This is a genomic window from Herbaspirillum sp. meg3 (genome assembly GCF_002257565.1).
Classification (GTDB): Bacteria; Pseudomonadota; Gammaproteobacteria; order Burkholderiales; family Burkholderiaceae_D; genus Herbaspirillum.
This window is the reverse complement of sequence record NZ_CP022736.1, coordinates 3,567,258-3,584,650: the sequence shown is the minus strand read 5'-3', so window position 1 is coordinate 3,584,650 and position 17,393 is coordinate 3,567,258. Positions and strand designations below refer to the sequence as shown.

Here is a 17,393-nt window from a genome sequence, read left to right as displayed (position 1 = left end):
CTTACGCATTCAGCAAGGAGTTGTTGTCATGAACCAGCTCAACGAAACAGATTACGGCACGCCGGCGCGTGTCTCCGAGACAGAAGTCACGCTTGAAATTGATGGCGTTGCCGTCACCGTGCCGAGCGGCACCTCGGTGATGCGGGCCGCAGTGGAAGCCGGCATCAACGTGCCCAAGTTATGCGCCACCGACAGCCTGGAACCCTTCGGCTCATGTCGTCTATGTCTGGTCGAGATCGAAGGCAAGGACGGCCGCAAGATGAAGGGCTATCCCGCCTCTTGCACCACGCCGTGCGAATCCGGCATGAAGGTACAGACACAGACGCCCAAGCTGGCCGACATCCGGCGCGGCGTGATGGAGCTGTATATCTCCGACCATCCGCTCGATTGCCTGACCTGCCCAACCAACGGCAATTGCGAACTGCAGGACATGGCCGGTACGGTCGGATTGCGCGAGGTGCGCTACGGCTACGACGGCGACAATCACCTGGAGATGAAGAAGGACGAGTCCAATCCTTACTTCACCTACGACCCGTCCAAATGCATCGTCTGCAATCGCTGCGTGCGCGCCTGCGAAGAGACGCAAGGCACCTTTGCACTGACCATCAGCGGCCGCGGCTTCGAGTCGCGCGTCTCGGCAGGGCAGATGGATACTTTCATGGAATCCGAATGTGTCTCCTGCGGCGCTTGCGTGCAGGCTTGCCCGACAGCCACGCTGACCGAAAAGACCGTCATCATGATGGGTCAGGCAGAACACAGCAAGGTCACCACCTGCGCCTATTGCGGGGTGGGTTGCGCGTTCAAGGCCGAGATGAAGGGCAATGAAGTCGTGCGCATGGTGCCGTACAAGGACGGCAAGGCCAACCACGGTCACTCCTGCGTCAAAGGGCGTTTCGCCTGGGGTTATGCGACGCACAAGGACCGCATCACCAAGCCGATGATCCGCAGCAAGATCACCGATCCATGGCGCGAAGTGTCGTGGGAAGAGGCGCTGGGCTATGCCGCCAGCGAATTCCGCCGCATCCAGGCCAAGCACGGCAAGGATTCGATCGGTGGCATCACCTCGTCGCGTTGCACCAATGAAGAAACCTATCTGGTGCAAAAACTGGTGCGCGCCGCCTTCGGCAACAACAACGTCGATACCTGCGCACGCGTCTGCCACTCGCCGACCGGCTATGGTCTCAAGCAGACGCTGGGCGAATCTGCCGGTACCCAGACTTTTGATTCCGTCATGAAGTCGGACGTCATCATGATCATCGGCGCCAACCCAGCCGCGGCGCACCCTGTGTTCGCTTCGCAGATGAAGCGTCGCCTGCGTCAGGGCGCGAAGCTGATCGTCATCGATCCGCGCACCACCGAGATGGTCAAGTCGCCGCACATTCAGGCCGACTACCACCTCAAACTGCGTCCCGGCACCAATGTCGCCGTGATTACTGCGCTGGCGCACGTGATCATGTCCGAAAACCTGCAAAGCGAGGAATACATCCGCGAACGTTGCGATGTTCAATCCTATGAGCAGTGGAAAGAGTTCGTGCTGCGTGAGGATAATTCGCCGGAAGCCTTGTCCGCTGTCTGCGGCGTGCCGGCGGAAGAACTGCGCGGCGCAGCCCGTTTGTTCGCCACCGGTGGCAATGGCGCGATCTATTACGGCCTGGGCGTGACTGAGCATGCACAAGGCTCCACCATGGTGATCGGCATCGCCAATCTTGCGATGGCGACCGGCAACGTCGGCCGCGAGGGTGTCGGCGTCAATCCGCTGCGTGGACAGAATAACGTGCAGGGTTCCTGTGACATGGGCTCGTTCCCGCATGAATTGCCGGGTTATCGCCACATTTCCGATTCGACGGTGCGTTCAATGTTTGAGCAAGCATGGGGCGTGACGCTTAATCCTGAGCCGGGTTTGCGGATTCCCAACATGTTCGACGCTGCGCTCGACGGCAGCTTCAAAGGCCTGTATTGCGAGGGTGAAGACATCGTTCAGTCTGACCCCAACACCCAGCACGTTGCGGCCGCCTTGCAGGAAATGGAATGCATCGTGATTCAGGATCTGTTCCTCAATGAGACCGCCAAGTATGCGCACGTATTCCTCCCGGGTTCGTCCTTCCTGGAAAAAGATGGCACCTTCACCAACGCCGAGCGCCGCATCTCGCGCGTGCGCAAGGTGATGCCGTCGAAGTCGGGCAAGTCGGACTGGGAAGTCACGGTGGCGCTGGCCGAAGCGCTCGGCTATCCGATGCCGTACAATCATCCATCGGAAATCATGGACGAAATTGCCGCACTGACGCCGAGTTTTCATGGTGTCAGTTACGACAAGCTGGAACGTCTCGGCAGCATCCAGTGGCCATGCAATGAATCGGCCCCGGAAGGTACGCCGATCATGCACATCGGCAGCTTCATCCGCGGCAAGGGCAAGTTCCTCAATACGCAGTACTTTGCGACCGATGAGAAGGTCACGCAGCGCTATCCGCTGATTCTGACCACCGGCCGTATCTTGTCGCAGTACAACGTCGGCGCTCAGACGCGTCGTACCGAGAATTCGCAGTGGCACAATGAAGATCGCCTGGAAATTCATCCGCACGATGCCGAAGATCGTGGCGTGCGCGAAGGCGACTGGGTCGGCATTGAGTCGCGTGCAGGACAAACGGTATTGCGGGCAACGGTGACCGAGCGGGTGCAGCCGGGCGTGGTCTACACCACGTTCCACTTCCCTGAGTCGGGTGCCAATGTGATCACCACCGACAACTCCGACTGGGCGACCAATTGTCCTGAGTACAAGGTCACTGCAGTGCAGGTCATGCCGGTGTCGCAGCCATCAGAATGGCAGCAGCATTACGAACAGTTCAATCGTGAGCAGCTGGGGTTGCTGAAAGGTGAGCAGGCGCCGCAGGAGCCTTTGGTCACGAAATAAGCTGATAGCGAAATAAAGAAAGAAGCAGTCAATGAATGCATGTCCCATCCCATTGTCGGCAGACACGGAATTCGCCACGTCGGCGCAAGTCGACGTGGAAAAGTGGCGCGATGGCCAGCGTGAACGCATTGTCGATGTTGTCGCCGAAGAGGTGCCGATTGCGCTGGAGTACAACGGCATTTCACATGCCGTGATGATGGCGACGCCGGACGATCTGGAAGATTTTGCCTTGGGCTTCTCATTGACCGAAGGCATTCTTGCCGATCCAAGCGAGCTCTACGACTGTGAGATCGTCCAGGGCGCTGAAGGCATTCAGGTGCAAATGAATGTCGCTACCGAACGCTTTGTCGCCTTGAAGGAAAAACGTCGCAACCTGACCGGCCGCACCGGCTGTGGTTTGTGTGGCGCAGAAACGCTGGAGCAGGCGGTGCGTCATCCTGCCGCGGTACAAGCTGATGCATTGCGATTTTCAGCCGAGACCTTGCACGCCGCATTGGAGGCCATGCAAGCACAGCAAGAGTTGCAGAAGCAGACTGGCGCCACGCATGCAGCCGCATGGCTGGGGCGCGACGGCAATATCAAGCTGGTGCGCGAAGACGTCGGTCGTCACAACGCGCTCGACAAGTTGATCGGCGCATTGGCAGAAGACAAGCAGGATTTTTCATCGGGCGCAGTGATCATCACCAGCCGCGCCAGTTATGAAATGGTGCAAAAAGCGGCAACGGTCGGTATCGGTTTCATCGCCGCGATTTCTGCCCCGACTGCATTGGCAATCCGGCTGGCCAAAGAAACGGATGTCACCCTGATCGGTTTCGTACGCCGGCAGGGACATGTCGTTTATGCCGGCCCGCACCGCCTGATCTGACAACACTATTCCAATACGAGACAACATCATGAATCTTCCGCACCTGATCAAGATGGCAAACCAGATCGGTACTTTTTTCTCCACCATGCCTGACCACGAGCAGGCGGTGATGGATCTGGCGTCGCACATCAAGCGATTTTGGGAGCCGCGCATGCGTCGCGCATTGCTGCTCTATGTGGATGAAAAGGGTGGCGAAGAGTTGAGCGACATCGTGCGCGAATCGGTCAAATTGCACCACGCGATGCTAGCCGCCTGAATCCTGCATAAATAGGCATCATCGCGAAATAGCTACGGCACCGGCCGGTATCAGCCATGCCATGCCAAGAGAGTCGAAGAGAGGTTGAAATTGATTCGCAATCGCGCGTTGTCTACGTAATACAAATGTTAATAAATAAGCAATAAAACTTATTGTTCGCCTTATACTGAAAAAGAAAATTCCTTTCAGGAATTATCTGTAGAAGGCGAATGATATGAGGGGTTTTCGCGTTATTTTTGTCTGTGCCGTGGTCGGCGTCCTTACTGCGACGCTATCCACTGGGGGTATGTTCTATCTCTCGCGGTATCGTGCAGGCAATGAAGAGCAGGCGCGGTTGAGTTCATTCGCGCAGCGCGGTCTGATGCGTGCGCAAAGCACCTTCAACGACATACGTGTCGTTCTCTTTACGCTTAGTACCATGAGCGTCACACCTTGTTCCACCGAGCATATCGCCATCATGCGGCGCTTGACCATCAACAACCGTTCGGTGGATGAAATCGGCTATTACGAAAATGGCTTCCTCAAATGTACCTCATGGGGTGTCACGGCAGAACAAGTTAGACAACCGACGGCAGATTTCACTGCTGAAGATGGCGTCAAGGTAACGATGCGTTTGATGCCGCTAGTCACCAAGGGCAATCCACTTCTGGCGTCGCAATATAACGCCTATAACGTCTTGACTGTGCCGGAAAGATTCTCCGATGTGCTCGTCGAGAGCGGTATTCAATTGGTGATCGCCTCCGATACGGGCAAGATTTTCAGCACACAAAATGCGCCCGATTTATCACTGACAGCCAAAATTATCGCCGCCGCTCAGCCCATCACAGATGCCAATGTTCTCTATGCCGTCGAACGTGGCGGTGGTTTTGTCGCCGTCGCGACTGAGCGGAAACGAGATTTGCTCCAAAAACTACATGAGGAAGATGCGCTGTTTGTGCCGATCGGAATCCTGATGGCGGGATTGGCGATCTGCATCGCGATTTTTTTGATGCGTCGTCGCCTGTCGCCGTTGGAGGAGTTGATCGCGGCGATAAAGAAGCATCAACTCGTCGTTCACTATCAGCCCATCATCGAACTGGCGAGTGGACGTTGTGTCGGCGCAGAAGCGTTGCTGCGTTGGCAGCAGCCTGATGGCGAATTGTTGCGGCCGGATTTGTTCATTCCGCTGGCCGAAGAGAGCGGCTTGATGGCGGAGATTACCGCTCACGTCATCGACATCGTTGTGCGCGATTTGCAGCCGGTGCTGGTGAGGGATCGCAGCTTGTATGTGGCAATCAATCTCAGTGCCGATGACGTCAAAACCGGTAAAGGCGTCGATGTCATTCAGAATGCGTTGGCTGGCACCGATATCGAAAATCACCAGATCTTGCTGGAAGCAACTGAGCGCGGTTTAGTTGATGTCACTTCTGCGTGCCTGACGCTGGATCGTGCGAGAGAACTTGGACACACGATTGCCATCGATGATTTCGGTACCGGCTATTCCAGCGTGTCTTCACTGCAAAGACTACCGCTCGACGCGATAAAAATTGATCAGATTTTCATTAATACAATAGGCACAAATGCGCCTACCAGCAGCGTCACATCACATATTATTGCGATGGCAAAAACGCTGCAGCTCAAGATCTTTGCGGAAGGTATCGAAACGCAAGGTCAGGCGGATTACTTGCGTCATCTCAAGGTGGAGTACGGGCAGGGCTGGTTGTTTTCCACGGCCATACCTCTCGGAGAGTTCATCTCTTACTATCAAAAGAACCGTGAGCAGTTTCCAATTGCATCCATGCTCAATGGTGATAAAAACAGCGACTGATCTGATTGAATGCTGCCGACAGCGATCTCCGGAGTTTCCCTAAGGTCTCCGGGGAAATTCTTGCTTTTCTTTTGTAGGTCTTTGCCGTCGTCGTCTCCGATGCTGTTGAGCCGGTGTCCGGCATCACTCTGATCCGTACGGCGTTTTCCAAGTGGCGGTCGGCGATCAATCTCACATTGTTTGTTGTTGTGCAGTAATAAAGCCAGTGGAAATTGGTGCAATGCACGATGATGCAACGATAAATGTACGCAGTCGTCGATAAAAATTTTCATGTGAAATAGTTTGCAAAAGGATTTTTGCGCTGCTATCTTGGAACCGGTTCCAAAGATTCATCATAAAAAAGAAACCTGGGAACCCGTAGAACAAATCAATCGATGTATCGATAGATAACAATCAACGATTTGGCAGGTAGAGTGAGACAAAAATCCAATATGCAACACATGCGCGGCGTTGGCGCGGGCAGGGTCACGATTGCCCAGGTCGCACGCGAAGCGGGTGTGTCGAAGACCAGTATTTCGAGATATCTCGGCGGCGAGCTTGATGCGTTGTCGGAGCACTTGCGCGAACAGATTCGCAGCACGATCGCCCGGCTCGGTTATCAACCCAGCCAGATGGCACGCGGCCTCAAGGGTGGGCGCACCCGACTCATCGGAATGCTGGTGGCGGACATTCTGAATCCGTATTCGGTGGCGGTGTTGAACGGCGCCGAGGCAGCTTGTCAGGAGCACGGCTATACGCTGATGTTGTGTAACACCGGTAACGATGAAAAGCGCGAGCAGCAGTCGCTGGCGGCGTTGCATTCTTATAGCGTGGAAGGACTGCTGTTTAACACGCAAGGACGCAATGTCACGCCGCTGAAGGAGTTGGGGCGCGTGGCATTCCCGGTGGTGTTGCTGGACAGGCGAATTGACGGGTGTGACTTTGATCTGGTGGGGCTCGACAATGTCAGGGCTGCGCGCATGGCGACCGCGCATTTGCTGGAAAGCGGCTATACCAACATCGGGCTCGTGGTGCAGCCGTTATATGGTGTCAGTTCGCGGCAGGGGCGACAAGCCGGATTCTTGCAGGCGCTGGCTGAAAGACCCGATTGCGAAGGCGAGACGCTGGAAGTGCATATCGATCAACCCGGCCATGTGGCTGCGATGCTGCAGGATTTTTTGAAGCGTCGCAAAGCCCTGCGTGGCGGCGGGAAAATCGCGATCCTCGCCGGTAACGGTATGGTGTCGCTGCAAATTGCGCTGGCGCTGCAAAGCATGAAATTACGTTTTCCCGAAGACATTGGCTTGCTGTGTTTTGATGAATTGTCATGGTCGCCATTGGTCGGCAGCGGCATCAGTACGGTCGAGCAACCGACGTACGAGATCGGCTTTGCCGCCATCGAACGTTTGCTTGCACGCATCAATGGTGAGCATGCGCCACGCCGCGAAATCTTGCTGGATGGACGCTTGATTTTGCGCGGCTCAAGTCAGGCAGAGAGAGCTGCCGGCGGAACGAAAGAACAGATTTTTTGAAAATTCTGGAACCGATACCAGAGATAAGAAATGCACGAGTGATGCAGAACTGCACAGAAGAATCGGACGGCGATCAGCGCAATCCGATACAAAAATAAGCTGTAAAGAAGAGAAGCAGTAAAGAGGGCGAAAGCCATTTATTGAGGATGTTTGCGAGTAGCTTTTATCCGAAGCTGCGAGCAAAAAAGGAGACAAATCATGAGCATCAAGAAACTGTTCAGCACCAAATTCGCCGCACTGACGCTGGTGGCCGCGTGTGCCGCCAGCGCAGCGGTCAGCGCCAGCGCACAAACCGTGGCCGACCTGATCAAGAAGGGCAAAGTCACTATCGGTGTCGTCAGCGGCACGCCACCGTTCGGCAGTGTTGACGCCAAAGGCGAACCGATCGGCTACGACGTTGATGTCGCCAACCTGATCGGCAAATATCTGGGCCTGCCGGTTGAAATCGTCCCGCTGGTGCCGCCTGCACGTATTCCTGCGCTGGAATCCGGCAAGGTCGACTTCCTGGCGGCGACATTGGCGCCAACGCCTGAACGCGCCAAGTCGGTGATGTTCACAATTCCTTACAGCGGCTTTGAGTTGTCGATCGTCGGTCCGGTCGGCTCCAAGTTCAAGAACCTGAACGATCTGGTCAAGAAGAAGGTCGGCGTTTCGCGCGGTAGCACCAACGACACTGCGTTGACACGTCTGGCACCTGCCGGCACCGTGCTGGTTCGCTTTGAAGATGACTCGACTGTGACTCAGGCTTTGCTGAGCGGACAAGTTGACGCGATCTCCATCCCGAACACCATGGCAACAGAAATCGTGAAGACGCGTGGCGCAGGCAAGATCGATATCAAGTTCCCCTACTCGGTGCAACCGAACTCGATGACCGTGCGCAAGGGTGCTTTTGACCTGCAGCAATGGCTCAACAACTTCATCTACTACGTCAAGCTGAACGGCGAACTGGATGCGATCTCCCGCAAGTGGTCGGGTTCGCCGCTGCCGAATCTGCCGGTATTTTAAGAAACGCTTAACGAATCCGGATCTCGATCCAGTCTGCAAACTTAACAGCATGTCGTCCCAGCGAAAGCTGGGACCCAGTGTCGTGAACAGGCTATCGGCAATCGTCGTAGCCGCCAACGTCGCTGGGTTCCGGCTTTCGCCGGAACGACAAGTTATTGGCAGGCATCGGTGGCCATTTGTCGCCAACCGTGATCCGGATGTTTCTGCCGACCGTTGCAACTTCAAGACGGTGTGGTGAATCGGCAAGGAGTAGAAGATGTCTTATGATTTTCAGTTTGCGTTCATCTTTCAGCACATGGATCAGTTGTTGTGGGGAGCGTTGCTCACCATCCGGCTCAGTGCGCTGTCGATGATCTGCGGTTTGGCGGTGGGTATCTTTGGGGCGATCGTGAGCATTCACGGTTCGGCGCCGGCCCGCTTTGCGGTCACGTCCTATGTGGAGCTGATTCGCAGCACACCTTTCCTGGTGCAGTTGTTCATTATCTTTTTCGGCTTGCCCGCTGCGGGCGTGCAGGTCGATGCCAATATCGCCGCGCTGGTGGCGATGACGGTCAATCTCGGCGCGTATTCGACCGAGATCGTGCGTGCCGGCATGATGGCCGTCCATCCTTCGCAGATCGAAGCGGCGCAGGCGCTGGCGATGACGCGCTGGCAGGTGATTCGCCACGTGGTGTTGACACCGGCGCTGGAGAAGGTCTATCCGGCCCTGGCCAGTCAGTTCACGTTGATGATGCTGGCCTCCAGCGTGGTGTCGGCGATCTCTGCCGAGGAGTTGACGGCGAGCGCCAATCTGCTCGACGCCGAAACCTTCCGCAGCTTTGAAATTTACCTGATCGTGATGGGGCTCTACATTCTGCTGGCGCTGCTGTTCCGCCTCAGTTTCTGGCTCATCGGTCTGGTTGTGTTTAAACGCCGCCGCCGTCTTGGCGTAGCGCGGCCAAGGGGGAACCGATGATTGCCGAATTTTCCTGGGACCAGTTTATTTTCTTGTGGGAAGCCGCGCGCTGGACGGTGCTGTTATCGGTGCTGGCCTTCATCGTCGGCGGTGCCGCAGGTTTTGTGGTCGCGCTGATGCGTACCTCGCACCTGCAGATACTGCGCACGTTGTCGGCGGTGTATATCCAGATCATCCAGGGTACGCCGGTGCTGATCATCCTGTTCCTGTCGTTCTACGGACTGGCGATCTACGGCTTCAAGCTGCCGCCGATGGTGGCTGCGACGATTGCGATGACGATTTATACCAGCGCCTATCTTGGCGAAATCTGGCGCGGTTGTATCGAAGCCGTGCCGGTGCCTCAGTGGGAGGCATCGACGGCTTTGGCGATGACACGCTGGCAGCAATTGCGCTATGTCATTCTGCCGCAGGCGTTGCGTATTTCGCTGCCGCCAACCGTGGGCTTCCTGGTGCAGATCGTCAAGAACACATCGATCGCTTCCATTATCGGTCTGGTGGAGTTGACGCAGGCGGGCAAGCTCGTCAGCAATGCGACTTTCCAGCCCTTCCTCGTATTCCCGATTGTTGCAGCGATTTACTTCATTTTCTGCTATCCGCTGTCGCGCTTCAGTTTTGCCTTAGAAAGGAAATTACATGCCCATCGTTGAGATCGAGAACATCACCAAGAGCTTTGGCAGCAACCAGGTCTTGAATGGGATATCGCTGTCCGTCGAGCGCGGGCAGGTCATTGCGATCATCGGACGCAGCGGTTCAGGAAAAAGTACGATGCTGCGTTGCATCAATGGTTTGGAGACCATTGATGGTGGTAGCATCAGCGTTGCCGGTCACAAGCTCACCGCAAAACATGAGCATCTGATCGAGTTGCGCAAGGATGTCGGGATGGTGTTCCAGCACTACAATCTGTTCCCGCATCTGACGGTCGAAGAGAACGTCATGCTGTCGCCGCGCATCGTCAAGAAAGTCGCAACCGAAAAAGCGCGTGAAACAGCGATCAGGGTGTTGAAGCAGGTCGGCCTGGATCACAAGCGCGATGCGTATCCTGAGCAGTTGTCCGGCGGTCAGCAGCAGCGTGTGGCGATTGCGCGTTCGCTGGCGATGGAACCGCAGGTGATGCTGTTCGACGAAGTCACGTCGGCGCTGGATCCGGAGCTGACGCAAGAAGTGCTGAAAGTCATGGAAGAACTCGCTCGAGGAGGGATGACTATGTTGCTCGTCACGCACGAAATGGAATTCGCCCGGCGCGTCGCCGATCTTACCGTGTTCATGCATCAGGGCAAGGTCTGGGAAACGCGTCCGTCGAAGGAATTTTTCGCCGATCCGCAAACGCCGGAAGCACGCCAGTTCGTCGGCGCTGGCAATATCAAATGAAAACCCCGGTACTGGTCGCGGCTTCGGCCTATGGCGCAGATTTTGTGCGCCAGGTCGGCCATGCGCATCTGATTCCCATCGTTGCGGCGGCTGGTGCGGCAGGGTTGGAGATCCGCCGTGAGTTGTTTGCCGAGTTGCCGGATTTTGACGAGCTGCACGCGCTATTGGTGAAGCACAAGCTGTTCTCGGTGTATTCGGCACCGATCGAATTGTTCCGCAAGGACGGTTCGCTGGCGCGCGATGAGCTGGACGAGGTGATGGGCGAGGCGCAGCAACTGCAGTCGCGTTTCCTGAAGGTGTCGCTAGGGCATTTTTCACCGTCCAGCAACATGCTGGACTGGTCGCGCTTTGTGGCGCAGGCACCCGTGCCTTTGTTGCTGGAGAACGATCAGACCGAACATGGCGGCAAGCTGGAGTCGATCGCCAATTTTCTGGCGGTCTGCTCCGGTACGGGTGTGCCGGTTGGCATGACCTTCGATATGGGCAACTGGCGCTGGAGTGGAGTCGATGCGGAAGTTGCCGCGCGTACGCTGGCAGGACACGTGCAATACGTGCACTGCAAGGGTGTGTGGAATGACAAGGGCAAACTCAAGGCAATTCCACTGGATGAGGATGACGCCGTCTGGCGGCGCTTGTTCTCGCATTTTCCACGCGGCGTGCAACGCGCGATCGAGTTTCCCATTATCGGCAAGGATCTGGAAGCAGTGACCCGCGACTATGTGGCGATGCTGGCATCGGCATAGTTTTTTGCCTATTGAGATCTTCTGCACGACACCATCAGAATCCATCAGAAAGAAAATAAATGACGCAAGCACAACTGGACGTCGTAACGTACGGCGAAGCATTGGCATTGTTTGTTGCAGATGAAGTCGGCGATTTTGCCGACGTGGAGAAGTACACGCGCCGCCTGGCCGGCGCCGAAACCAACGTCGCCATCGGCCTGTCGCGCCTTGGCCTGAAAGTCGGTTGGGTCAGTCGCGTCGGCAACGATTCGTTCGGTCGTTTCATTCGCAAGCGCGTGGCGCAGGAGGGTGTTGATGTCAGTCACGTCGCCACCGATATGGAGTTCCGCACGGCGATTCAGCTCAAGGCGAAAGCCGTCGATGGCGCCGATCCGGCGATTGAGTACTATCGCAAGGGTTCTGCCGCCAGTCACTTGTCGCAAATCGATTTCGATGAATCCTACTTTGGCGGCGCCCGCCATTTGCATGCCACGGGTATTGCTGCGGCGCTGTCGGCCAGTACGATGGCCTTTGCCCATCAGGCGCTGGATTTCATGCGCGCCAAAGGCAAGACGATTTCCTTCGATCCCAATTTGCGACCCATGCTGTGGCCGTCGCAGGAGGTGATGGCGCAGAAGCTCAACGAACTGGCCTTTAAGGCGGATTGGGTGTTGCCGGGTCTGAGTGAGGGGAAGATTCTTACCGGTTACAGCGAGCCGCGCGACATCGCTGCGTTCTATCTGGACAAAGGCGTCAAGCAGGTTGTGATCAAGCTGGGCGCGGAGGGCGCGTATTTCCGTAATGCCAGCGAAGAGGGCGTCGTCGCCGGCGTTGAAGTCAAAGAGGTGGTCGATACGGTTGGCGCCGGTGACGGCTTTGCGGTTGGTGTGATCAGCGGTTTGCTGGAGGGACTTACGATGCCGGAGGCCGTGATGCGCGGCAATCGCATCGGTGCGTTTGCGATCCAGGTCGTGGGCGATATGGAAGGTTTGCCGACGCGCGCGCAATTGAATGCCGCCTCGGTTTGATGATGACGCTTAACGTTATATAGAGAATCTGAAATGAAACAGCATGTCGTCGTGTACAAGTCCTTGCCTGCAGATCTTCTGGATCGTCTGGCGTCGGAGTTCGAAGTCACCAGCTTTGACGGCATCAATGCCGGCAACCGGGCGGAATTCCTCGCTGCGCTGGGGACCGCGCACGGCATGATCGGCGCTAGCTTGCCAATCACCAACGACATGCTCGATGCTGCGCCCTTGCTGACGATCGCATCGACCATTTCGGTTGGCGTCGACAACTTTGATCTGGCGTATTTTCGCAGGCGCGGCCTGATGCTGGCGCATACGCCGGGCGTGCTCAATGAAGCAACGGCGGACGCGATTTTTTCACTGATTCTCGCCAGCGCGCGTCGCATTGTGGAGTTGGCTGAACTCGTTAAGGCTGGGAAGTGGACCGGCAGCATCGGCGAGTCGTTGTTCGGCGTGAACGTGCATGGCAAAACGCTGGGTATGCTTGGCATGGGGCGCATTGGCAGTGCCGTCGCACGACGTGCGCATCACGGCTTCGGCATGAAGATCATTTATCACAACACCAGGCCCAATCCAGAAGCGGAAAAAGAGCTGGCGGCGACTTATGTATCGCGTGAAGAATTGTTCCGCCAGGCTGATTTTGTGTGTCCGATGTTGCCGCTGACGCCACAGACCGAGCGCACAATCGGTGCGCAGGAATTTTCGCTGATGAAGGCGAGTGCGATTTTTATCAATGCTTCGCGCGGCAAGATCGTCGATGAAGCGGCACTGATTGATGCTTTGAGGAAAAAGACGATCTACGGCGCTGGGCTGGATGTTTTCGAGAAAGAGCCCTTGTCGCCTGACTCTCCTTTGTTGCAGTTGCCTAATGTGGTGGCGCTCCCGCATATTGGCTCCGCCACGCATGAAACACGGCGTGCCATGGCCGAATTGGCAGTACAGAATCTGATGGATGGATTGCGCGGTGCACAACCGCAACATCTGGCTGTTTAGGCTTTCCCGTTACCACAAACGGAATCTTCAGTAACGCCATCCGGCAGATTTAATCTTGCCGGATGCGTTCCGGAAAAATCATTCAAAAAGCAATCCAGGGGACTTTCGCTGCGGCGATTTAGTGTGTATGCTTCACACATTAAAAAGAACGATCGTGCTAAATTTGGGTGGTGTCCAGCTTTTGCGCCGCTTTTGCTTTTATAATCACCGTTCAGTTAACGTTTACGTCAATTCGTTTTTTCCAAGGACCAGGCGATGAAAGTATTAGTCCCCGTCAAGCGGGTAGTAGATTACAACGTCAAAGTACGCGTCAAATCCGACGGCAGCGGTGTGGACATCGCCAACGTCAAAATGTCGATGAACCCTTTCGACGAAATCGCAGTGGAAGAAGCCACTCGTTTGAAAGAGGGCGGCAAGGTCACCGAAGTGATCGCAGTCTCCTGCGGCGTCACGCAATGCCAGGAAACCCTGCGCACCGCCATGGCCATCGGCGCCGATCGCGGCATCCTGGTTGAAACCGCTGCGGACCTCGACCTGCAACCGCTGGCTGTCGCCAAGCTGTTGAAGGCATTGGCAGACAAGGAACAACCGCAACTGATTATCCTCGGCAAGCAAGCCATCGACGACGACTCCAATCAGACCGGCCAGATGCTGGCTGCGCTGCTGGGGTGGCCGCAAGCGACGTTCGCGTCCAAGGTTGTGCTGGAAGACGGCAAAGTCTCCGTGACGCGTGAAGTCGACGGCGGCCTGGAAACACTGGCGCTGACATTGCCTGCCATCGTGACGACTGACCTGCGCCTGAACGAACCGCGCTACGTCACGCTGCCGAACATCATGAAGGCCAAAAAGAAGACTCTGGACATCGTCAAGCCGGAAGACTTGGGCGTCGACGTCGCGCCGCGCGTCAAGACACTCAAAGTCGCCGAGCCGCCAAAGCGCAGCGCAGGCGTGAAAGTGCCTGACGTCGCAACCCTGGTTGCGAAACTCAAAAACGAAGCCAAAGTCATCTAAGGAAGAGACAACATGACCGCACTCGTCATTGCAGAACACGACAATGTCAGCCTGAAAGGCAGCACATTGAACACCGTCACCGCCGCAGCTCAGGCCGGCGGCGACGTCCATATCCTGGTCGCAGGCCACAACGCCAAGGCCGCCGCGGATGCAGCCGCGCAAATCGCCGGCGTGTCGAAGGTCTTATTGGCCGATGCGCCACAATTCGCCGATGGTCTGGCAGAAAACATCGCCGAGCAGGCGCTGGCGATCGCCAAGGACTACACCCACATCCTGGCGCCGGCAACCGCTTACGGCAAGAATATCCTGCCACGCGTAGCCGCCAAGCTGGACGTGGCGCAGATTTCGGAAATTACCAAGGTCGACAGCGCCGACACCTTCGAGCGTCCGATCTATGCCGGTAACGCCATCGCTACCGTGCAATCGTCCGACAGCATCAAGGTCATTACTGTGCGTACCACTGGTTTCGACGCTGCCGCTACCGGTGGCAGCGCCGCAGTGGAATCGCTGACGGCAGTCGCCGACTCCGGCAAGTCCAGCTTTGTTTCGCGCGAAGTGGCCAAGTCGGATCGCCCAGAACTGACTGCTGCCAAGATCATTGTTTCCGGTGGCCGCGGCATGGGTTCGTCGGAAAGCTTCAAGATCCTCGAGCCGCTGGCAGACAAGCTCAACGCCGCCATGGGTGCATCCCGCGCTGCAGTTGACGCCGGCTATGTGCCGAACGACTGGCAAGTCGGTCAGACCGGCAAGATCGTCGCGCCGCAGCTGTATATCGCCGTCGGTATTTCCGGCGCGATCCAGCATTTGGCCGGCATGAAGGATTCCAAGGTGATCGTCGCGATCAACAAGGATGAAGAAGCACCGATCTTCTCGGTAGCGGACTACGGCATCGTCGGCGACTTGTTCGAAGTCGTGCCTGAGTTGGTCAAGCAACTGGGTTGATCCAAAAAACGGCCCCGCCAATTTGACGGGGCCGATTAATTTCAAGCATTACAGAAGCGTTGCAGAGGTTGCAGAGGTTGCAGAAGCGCTGAGCGCAACAAGAGATTGCGTATTTGCGTATACAACAAGGAATCAGGAGTCGGAGATGAGCTACGTCGCACCAGTGAAAGATATGCTGTTCGTCATGAACGAACTGGCAGGATTGTCGGAAGTCAACGCATTGCCACATTGCGAAGACGCGACGCCGGAAACCGTGGAAGCCATTCTGGAAGAGAATGCAAAATTTTGCGGCGAGGTCGTGGCGCCGCTCAATCATTCTGCCGATAAAGATCCAAGCTCATGGAGCGACGGCAAGGTCACCACCAGCAAAGGCTTCAAGGAAGCCTTCAAGCAGTTCGGTGAAGCCGGCTGGCAGGGTGTGCAGCATCCTGTCGAGTTTGGCGGCCAAGGCCTGCCCAAGCTGGTGGCGACGCCTTGTATCGAAATGCTCAACTCGGCCAATCTCTCGTTTGCTTTGTGCCCATTGCTGACGGACGGCACCATTGAAGCGTTGATGACCGCCGGCACCGAAGAACAAAAGAATACCTACCTGACCAATTTCATCTCCGGCAAATGGACCGGTACGATGAACCTGACCGAGCCGCAAGCCGGCTCCGACCTGGCGTTGGTGCGCACGCGCGCGGTGCCGCAGGGCGACGGCACGTTCAAGCTTTCCGGCACCAAGATTTTCATCACCTATGGTGAGCACGACATGGCCGAGAACATCGTCCATCTGGTGCTGGCGCGTACACCGGATGCGCCCGAAGGCGTGAAGGGTATTTCGCTCTTCATCGTGCCGAAGTTTCTGGTCAAGCCGGACGGTTCGCTGGGCGAGCGCAATGACGTGCATTGCGTCTCCATCGAGCACAAGCTGGGCATCAAGGCCAGCCCGACTGCCGTATTGCAGTTCGGCGATCATGGCGGTGCCGTCGGCATGCTGGTCGGCGAGGAAAATCGCGGTCTGGAATACATGTTCATCATGATGAATGCCGCGCGTTTCGCGGTCGGCATTCAAGGCATCAGCGTTGCAGAACGCGCCTATCAGAAAGCGGTCGCCTATGCGAAGGATCGCGTGCAATCCCGCGATCTGGCAGGTTCAGCCGGCGCGGTCACGATCATTCATCAGCCGGATGTGCGTCGCATGCTGATGTCGATGCGTTCGCAGGTGGAGGCGGCACGTGCATTGGCTTACGTAGCTGCTGCTGCCTCCGATGCCGGCCATCATCATCCCGATGAGGCGACGCGCAAGGCTAATCAGGCTTGTTATGAATATCTGGTGCCTATCGTCAAGGGTTGGTCGACGGAGTTGTCGATCGATGTGACCTCAACCGGCGTGCAAGTACATGGCGGCATGGGCTTCATCGAGGAAACCGGCGCCGCGCAGTATTACCGCGATGCGCGCATCCTCGCGATTTACGAAGGTACGACCGCGATTCAGGCCAATGATCTGGTCGGCCGCAAAACGGCGCGTGACGGTGGCGCAGTCGCAAAGGGCATCATTGCCCAGATTCACAAGACAGAATCGGCCCTGTCCGTTGCGGCAGCCGGAGAGTTCGGGGAAGACCTGCAGGCGATTCGCAAGCGTCTGGTCGACGGCGCGCGCGCATTGGACGAAGTGGTCAATTACGTTGTCGCCAACATCAAGACCGATATCAAGGGTGTGTTCTCAGGCAGCGTGCCTTACCTGAAGCTGGCCGGTGTAGTGCTGGGTGGATGGCAGATGGCGCGGGCTGCGCTGGTGGCTGTGGACAAGCTCAAAGCGGGCGAGGGCGACGCACAGTTCTATAAGGCCAAGATCGCGACGGCACGCTTCTATGCGGATCACGTGCTGACCCAGGCTTCATCTTTGCGCGCTTCCATCATCGAAGGCAGTGCCGGCGTCATGGCGTTGACTGAAGCTCAGTTCTGATACGGCCGGACTTGCCGGAGCGATCCTGCAAGTCCACTACTGGCCGTGCTTTAAAGATAGTGCTGTAAAAAATA

At 56.6% G+C, this 17,393-nt stretch carries 15 protein-coding genes; all 15 read left to right on the top strand.

The genetic code is table 11. The features are described from left to right. The first annotated feature begins 28 nt into the window (after window positions 1-28). The 15 genes from fdhF (at window position 29) to hmeg3_RS16050 (ending at window position 17,319) form a co-directional block, all read left to right on the top strand. A complete protein-coding gene (gene fdhF / locus hmeg3_RS16120) occupies window positions 29-2,908 on the top strand; it encodes a formate dehydrogenase subunit alpha (RefSeq protein WP_094564624.1) in 2,880 nt (959 codons plus the stop codon). A 31-nt stretch (window positions 2,909-2,939) separates the two neighbouring features. Then, window positions 2,940-3,773, top strand: a complete 834-nt coding sequence (gene fdhD / locus hmeg3_RS16115) for a formate dehydrogenase accessory sulfurtransferase FdhD (RefSeq protein WP_094564623.1) — start codon at window positions 2,940-2,942, stop codon at window positions 3,771-3,773. A 28-nt stretch (window positions 3,774-3,801) separates the two neighbouring features. Continuing rightward, window positions 3,802-4,029: a formate dehydrogenase subunit delta gene (locus tag hmeg3_RS16110; protein ID WP_094564622.1), complete on the top strand. Its 228-nt coding sequence runs from the start codon at window positions 3,802-3,804 to the stop codon at window positions 4,027-4,029. Window positions 4,030-4,243: 214 nt separating this feature from the next. Further along, the gene (locus hmeg3_RS16105; RefSeq protein WP_094564621.1) at window positions 4,244-5,836 is read left to right on the top strand and encodes an EAL domain-containing protein; all 1,593 of its coding nucleotides are present in this window, start codon (window positions 4,244-4,246) and stop codon (window positions 5,834-5,836) included. A 431-nt stretch (window positions 5,837-6,267) separates the two neighbouring features. Beyond that, the gene (locus hmeg3_RS16100) at window positions 6,268-7,347 is read left to right on the top strand and encodes a LacI family DNA-binding transcriptional regulator (RefSeq protein WP_094564620.1); all 1,080 of its coding nucleotides are present in this window, start codon (window positions 6,268-6,270) and stop codon (window positions 7,345-7,347) included. Between the two features lie 198 nt (window positions 7,348-7,545). Next, window positions 7,546-8,352, top strand: coding sequence for a transporter substrate-binding domain-containing protein (locus hmeg3_RS16095; protein ID WP_094564619.1), 807 nt, complete (start codon window positions 7,546-7,548; stop codon window positions 8,350-8,352). 256 nt (window positions 8,353-8,608) lie between these two features. Further along, window positions 8,609-9,307 (top strand): amino acid ABC transporter permease, encoded by a 699-nt coding sequence (locus hmeg3_RS16090; protein WP_094564618.1) that lies wholly within the window; start codon window positions 8,609-8,611, stop codon window positions 9,305-9,307. Then, window positions 9,304-9,954, top strand: a complete 651-nt coding sequence (locus tag hmeg3_RS16085; RefSeq protein WP_094564617.1) for an amino acid ABC transporter permease — start codon at window positions 9,304-9,306, stop codon at window positions 9,952-9,954. The genes hmeg3_RS16090 and hmeg3_RS16085 overlap by 4 nt, the downstream gene beginning before the upstream one ends. Next, window positions 9,941-10,675, top strand: coding sequence for an amino acid ABC transporter ATP-binding protein (locus hmeg3_RS16080; protein ID WP_094564616.1), 735 nt, complete (start codon window positions 9,941-9,943; stop codon window positions 10,673-10,675). The genes hmeg3_RS16085 and hmeg3_RS16080 overlap by 14 nt, the downstream gene beginning before the upstream one ends. Beyond that, the gene (locus hmeg3_RS16075) at window positions 10,672-11,418 is read left to right on the top strand and encodes a sugar phosphate isomerase/epimerase (protein ID WP_094564615.1); all 747 of its coding nucleotides are present in this window, start codon (window positions 10,672-10,674) and stop codon (window positions 11,416-11,418) included. Before hmeg3_RS16080 ends, hmeg3_RS16075 begins: the two co-directional genes overlap by 4 nt. Window positions 11,419-11,477: 59 nt before the next feature. Then, window positions 11,478-12,425 carry a sugar kinase gene (locus tag hmeg3_RS16070; RefSeq protein ID WP_094564614.1) on the top strand — a complete coding sequence of 316 codons (948 nt, stop codon included), beginning with the start codon at window positions 11,478-11,480 and terminating at the stop codon, window positions 12,423-12,425. Between the two features lie 33 nt (window positions 12,426-12,458). Next, the gene (locus hmeg3_RS16065; protein WP_094564613.1) at window positions 12,459-13,418 is read left to right on the top strand and encodes a D-glycerate dehydrogenase; all 960 of its coding nucleotides are present in this window, start codon (window positions 12,459-12,461) and stop codon (window positions 13,416-13,418) included. Between the two features lie 255 nt (window positions 13,419-13,673). Further along, the gene (locus hmeg3_RS16060; RefSeq protein ID WP_007879918.1) at window positions 13,674-14,429 is read left to right on the top strand and encodes an electron transfer flavoprotein subunit beta/FixA family protein; all 756 of its coding nucleotides are present in this window, start codon (window positions 13,674-13,676) and stop codon (window positions 14,427-14,429) included. A 12-nt stretch (window positions 14,430-14,441) separates the two neighbouring features. After that, window positions 14,442-15,371 carry an electron transfer flavoprotein subunit alpha/FixB family protein gene (locus tag hmeg3_RS16055; RefSeq protein ID WP_094564612.1) on the top strand — a complete coding sequence of 310 codons (930 nt, stop codon included), beginning with the start codon at window positions 14,442-14,444 and terminating at the stop codon, window positions 15,369-15,371. Window positions 15,372-15,516: 145 nt separating this feature from the next. Further along, window positions 15,517-17,319: an acyl-CoA dehydrogenase gene (locus tag hmeg3_RS16050; RefSeq protein ID WP_094564611.1), complete on the top strand. Its 1,803-nt coding sequence runs from the start codon at window positions 15,517-15,519 to the stop codon at window positions 17,317-17,319. Window positions 17,320-17,393: the final 74 nt, after the last annotated feature.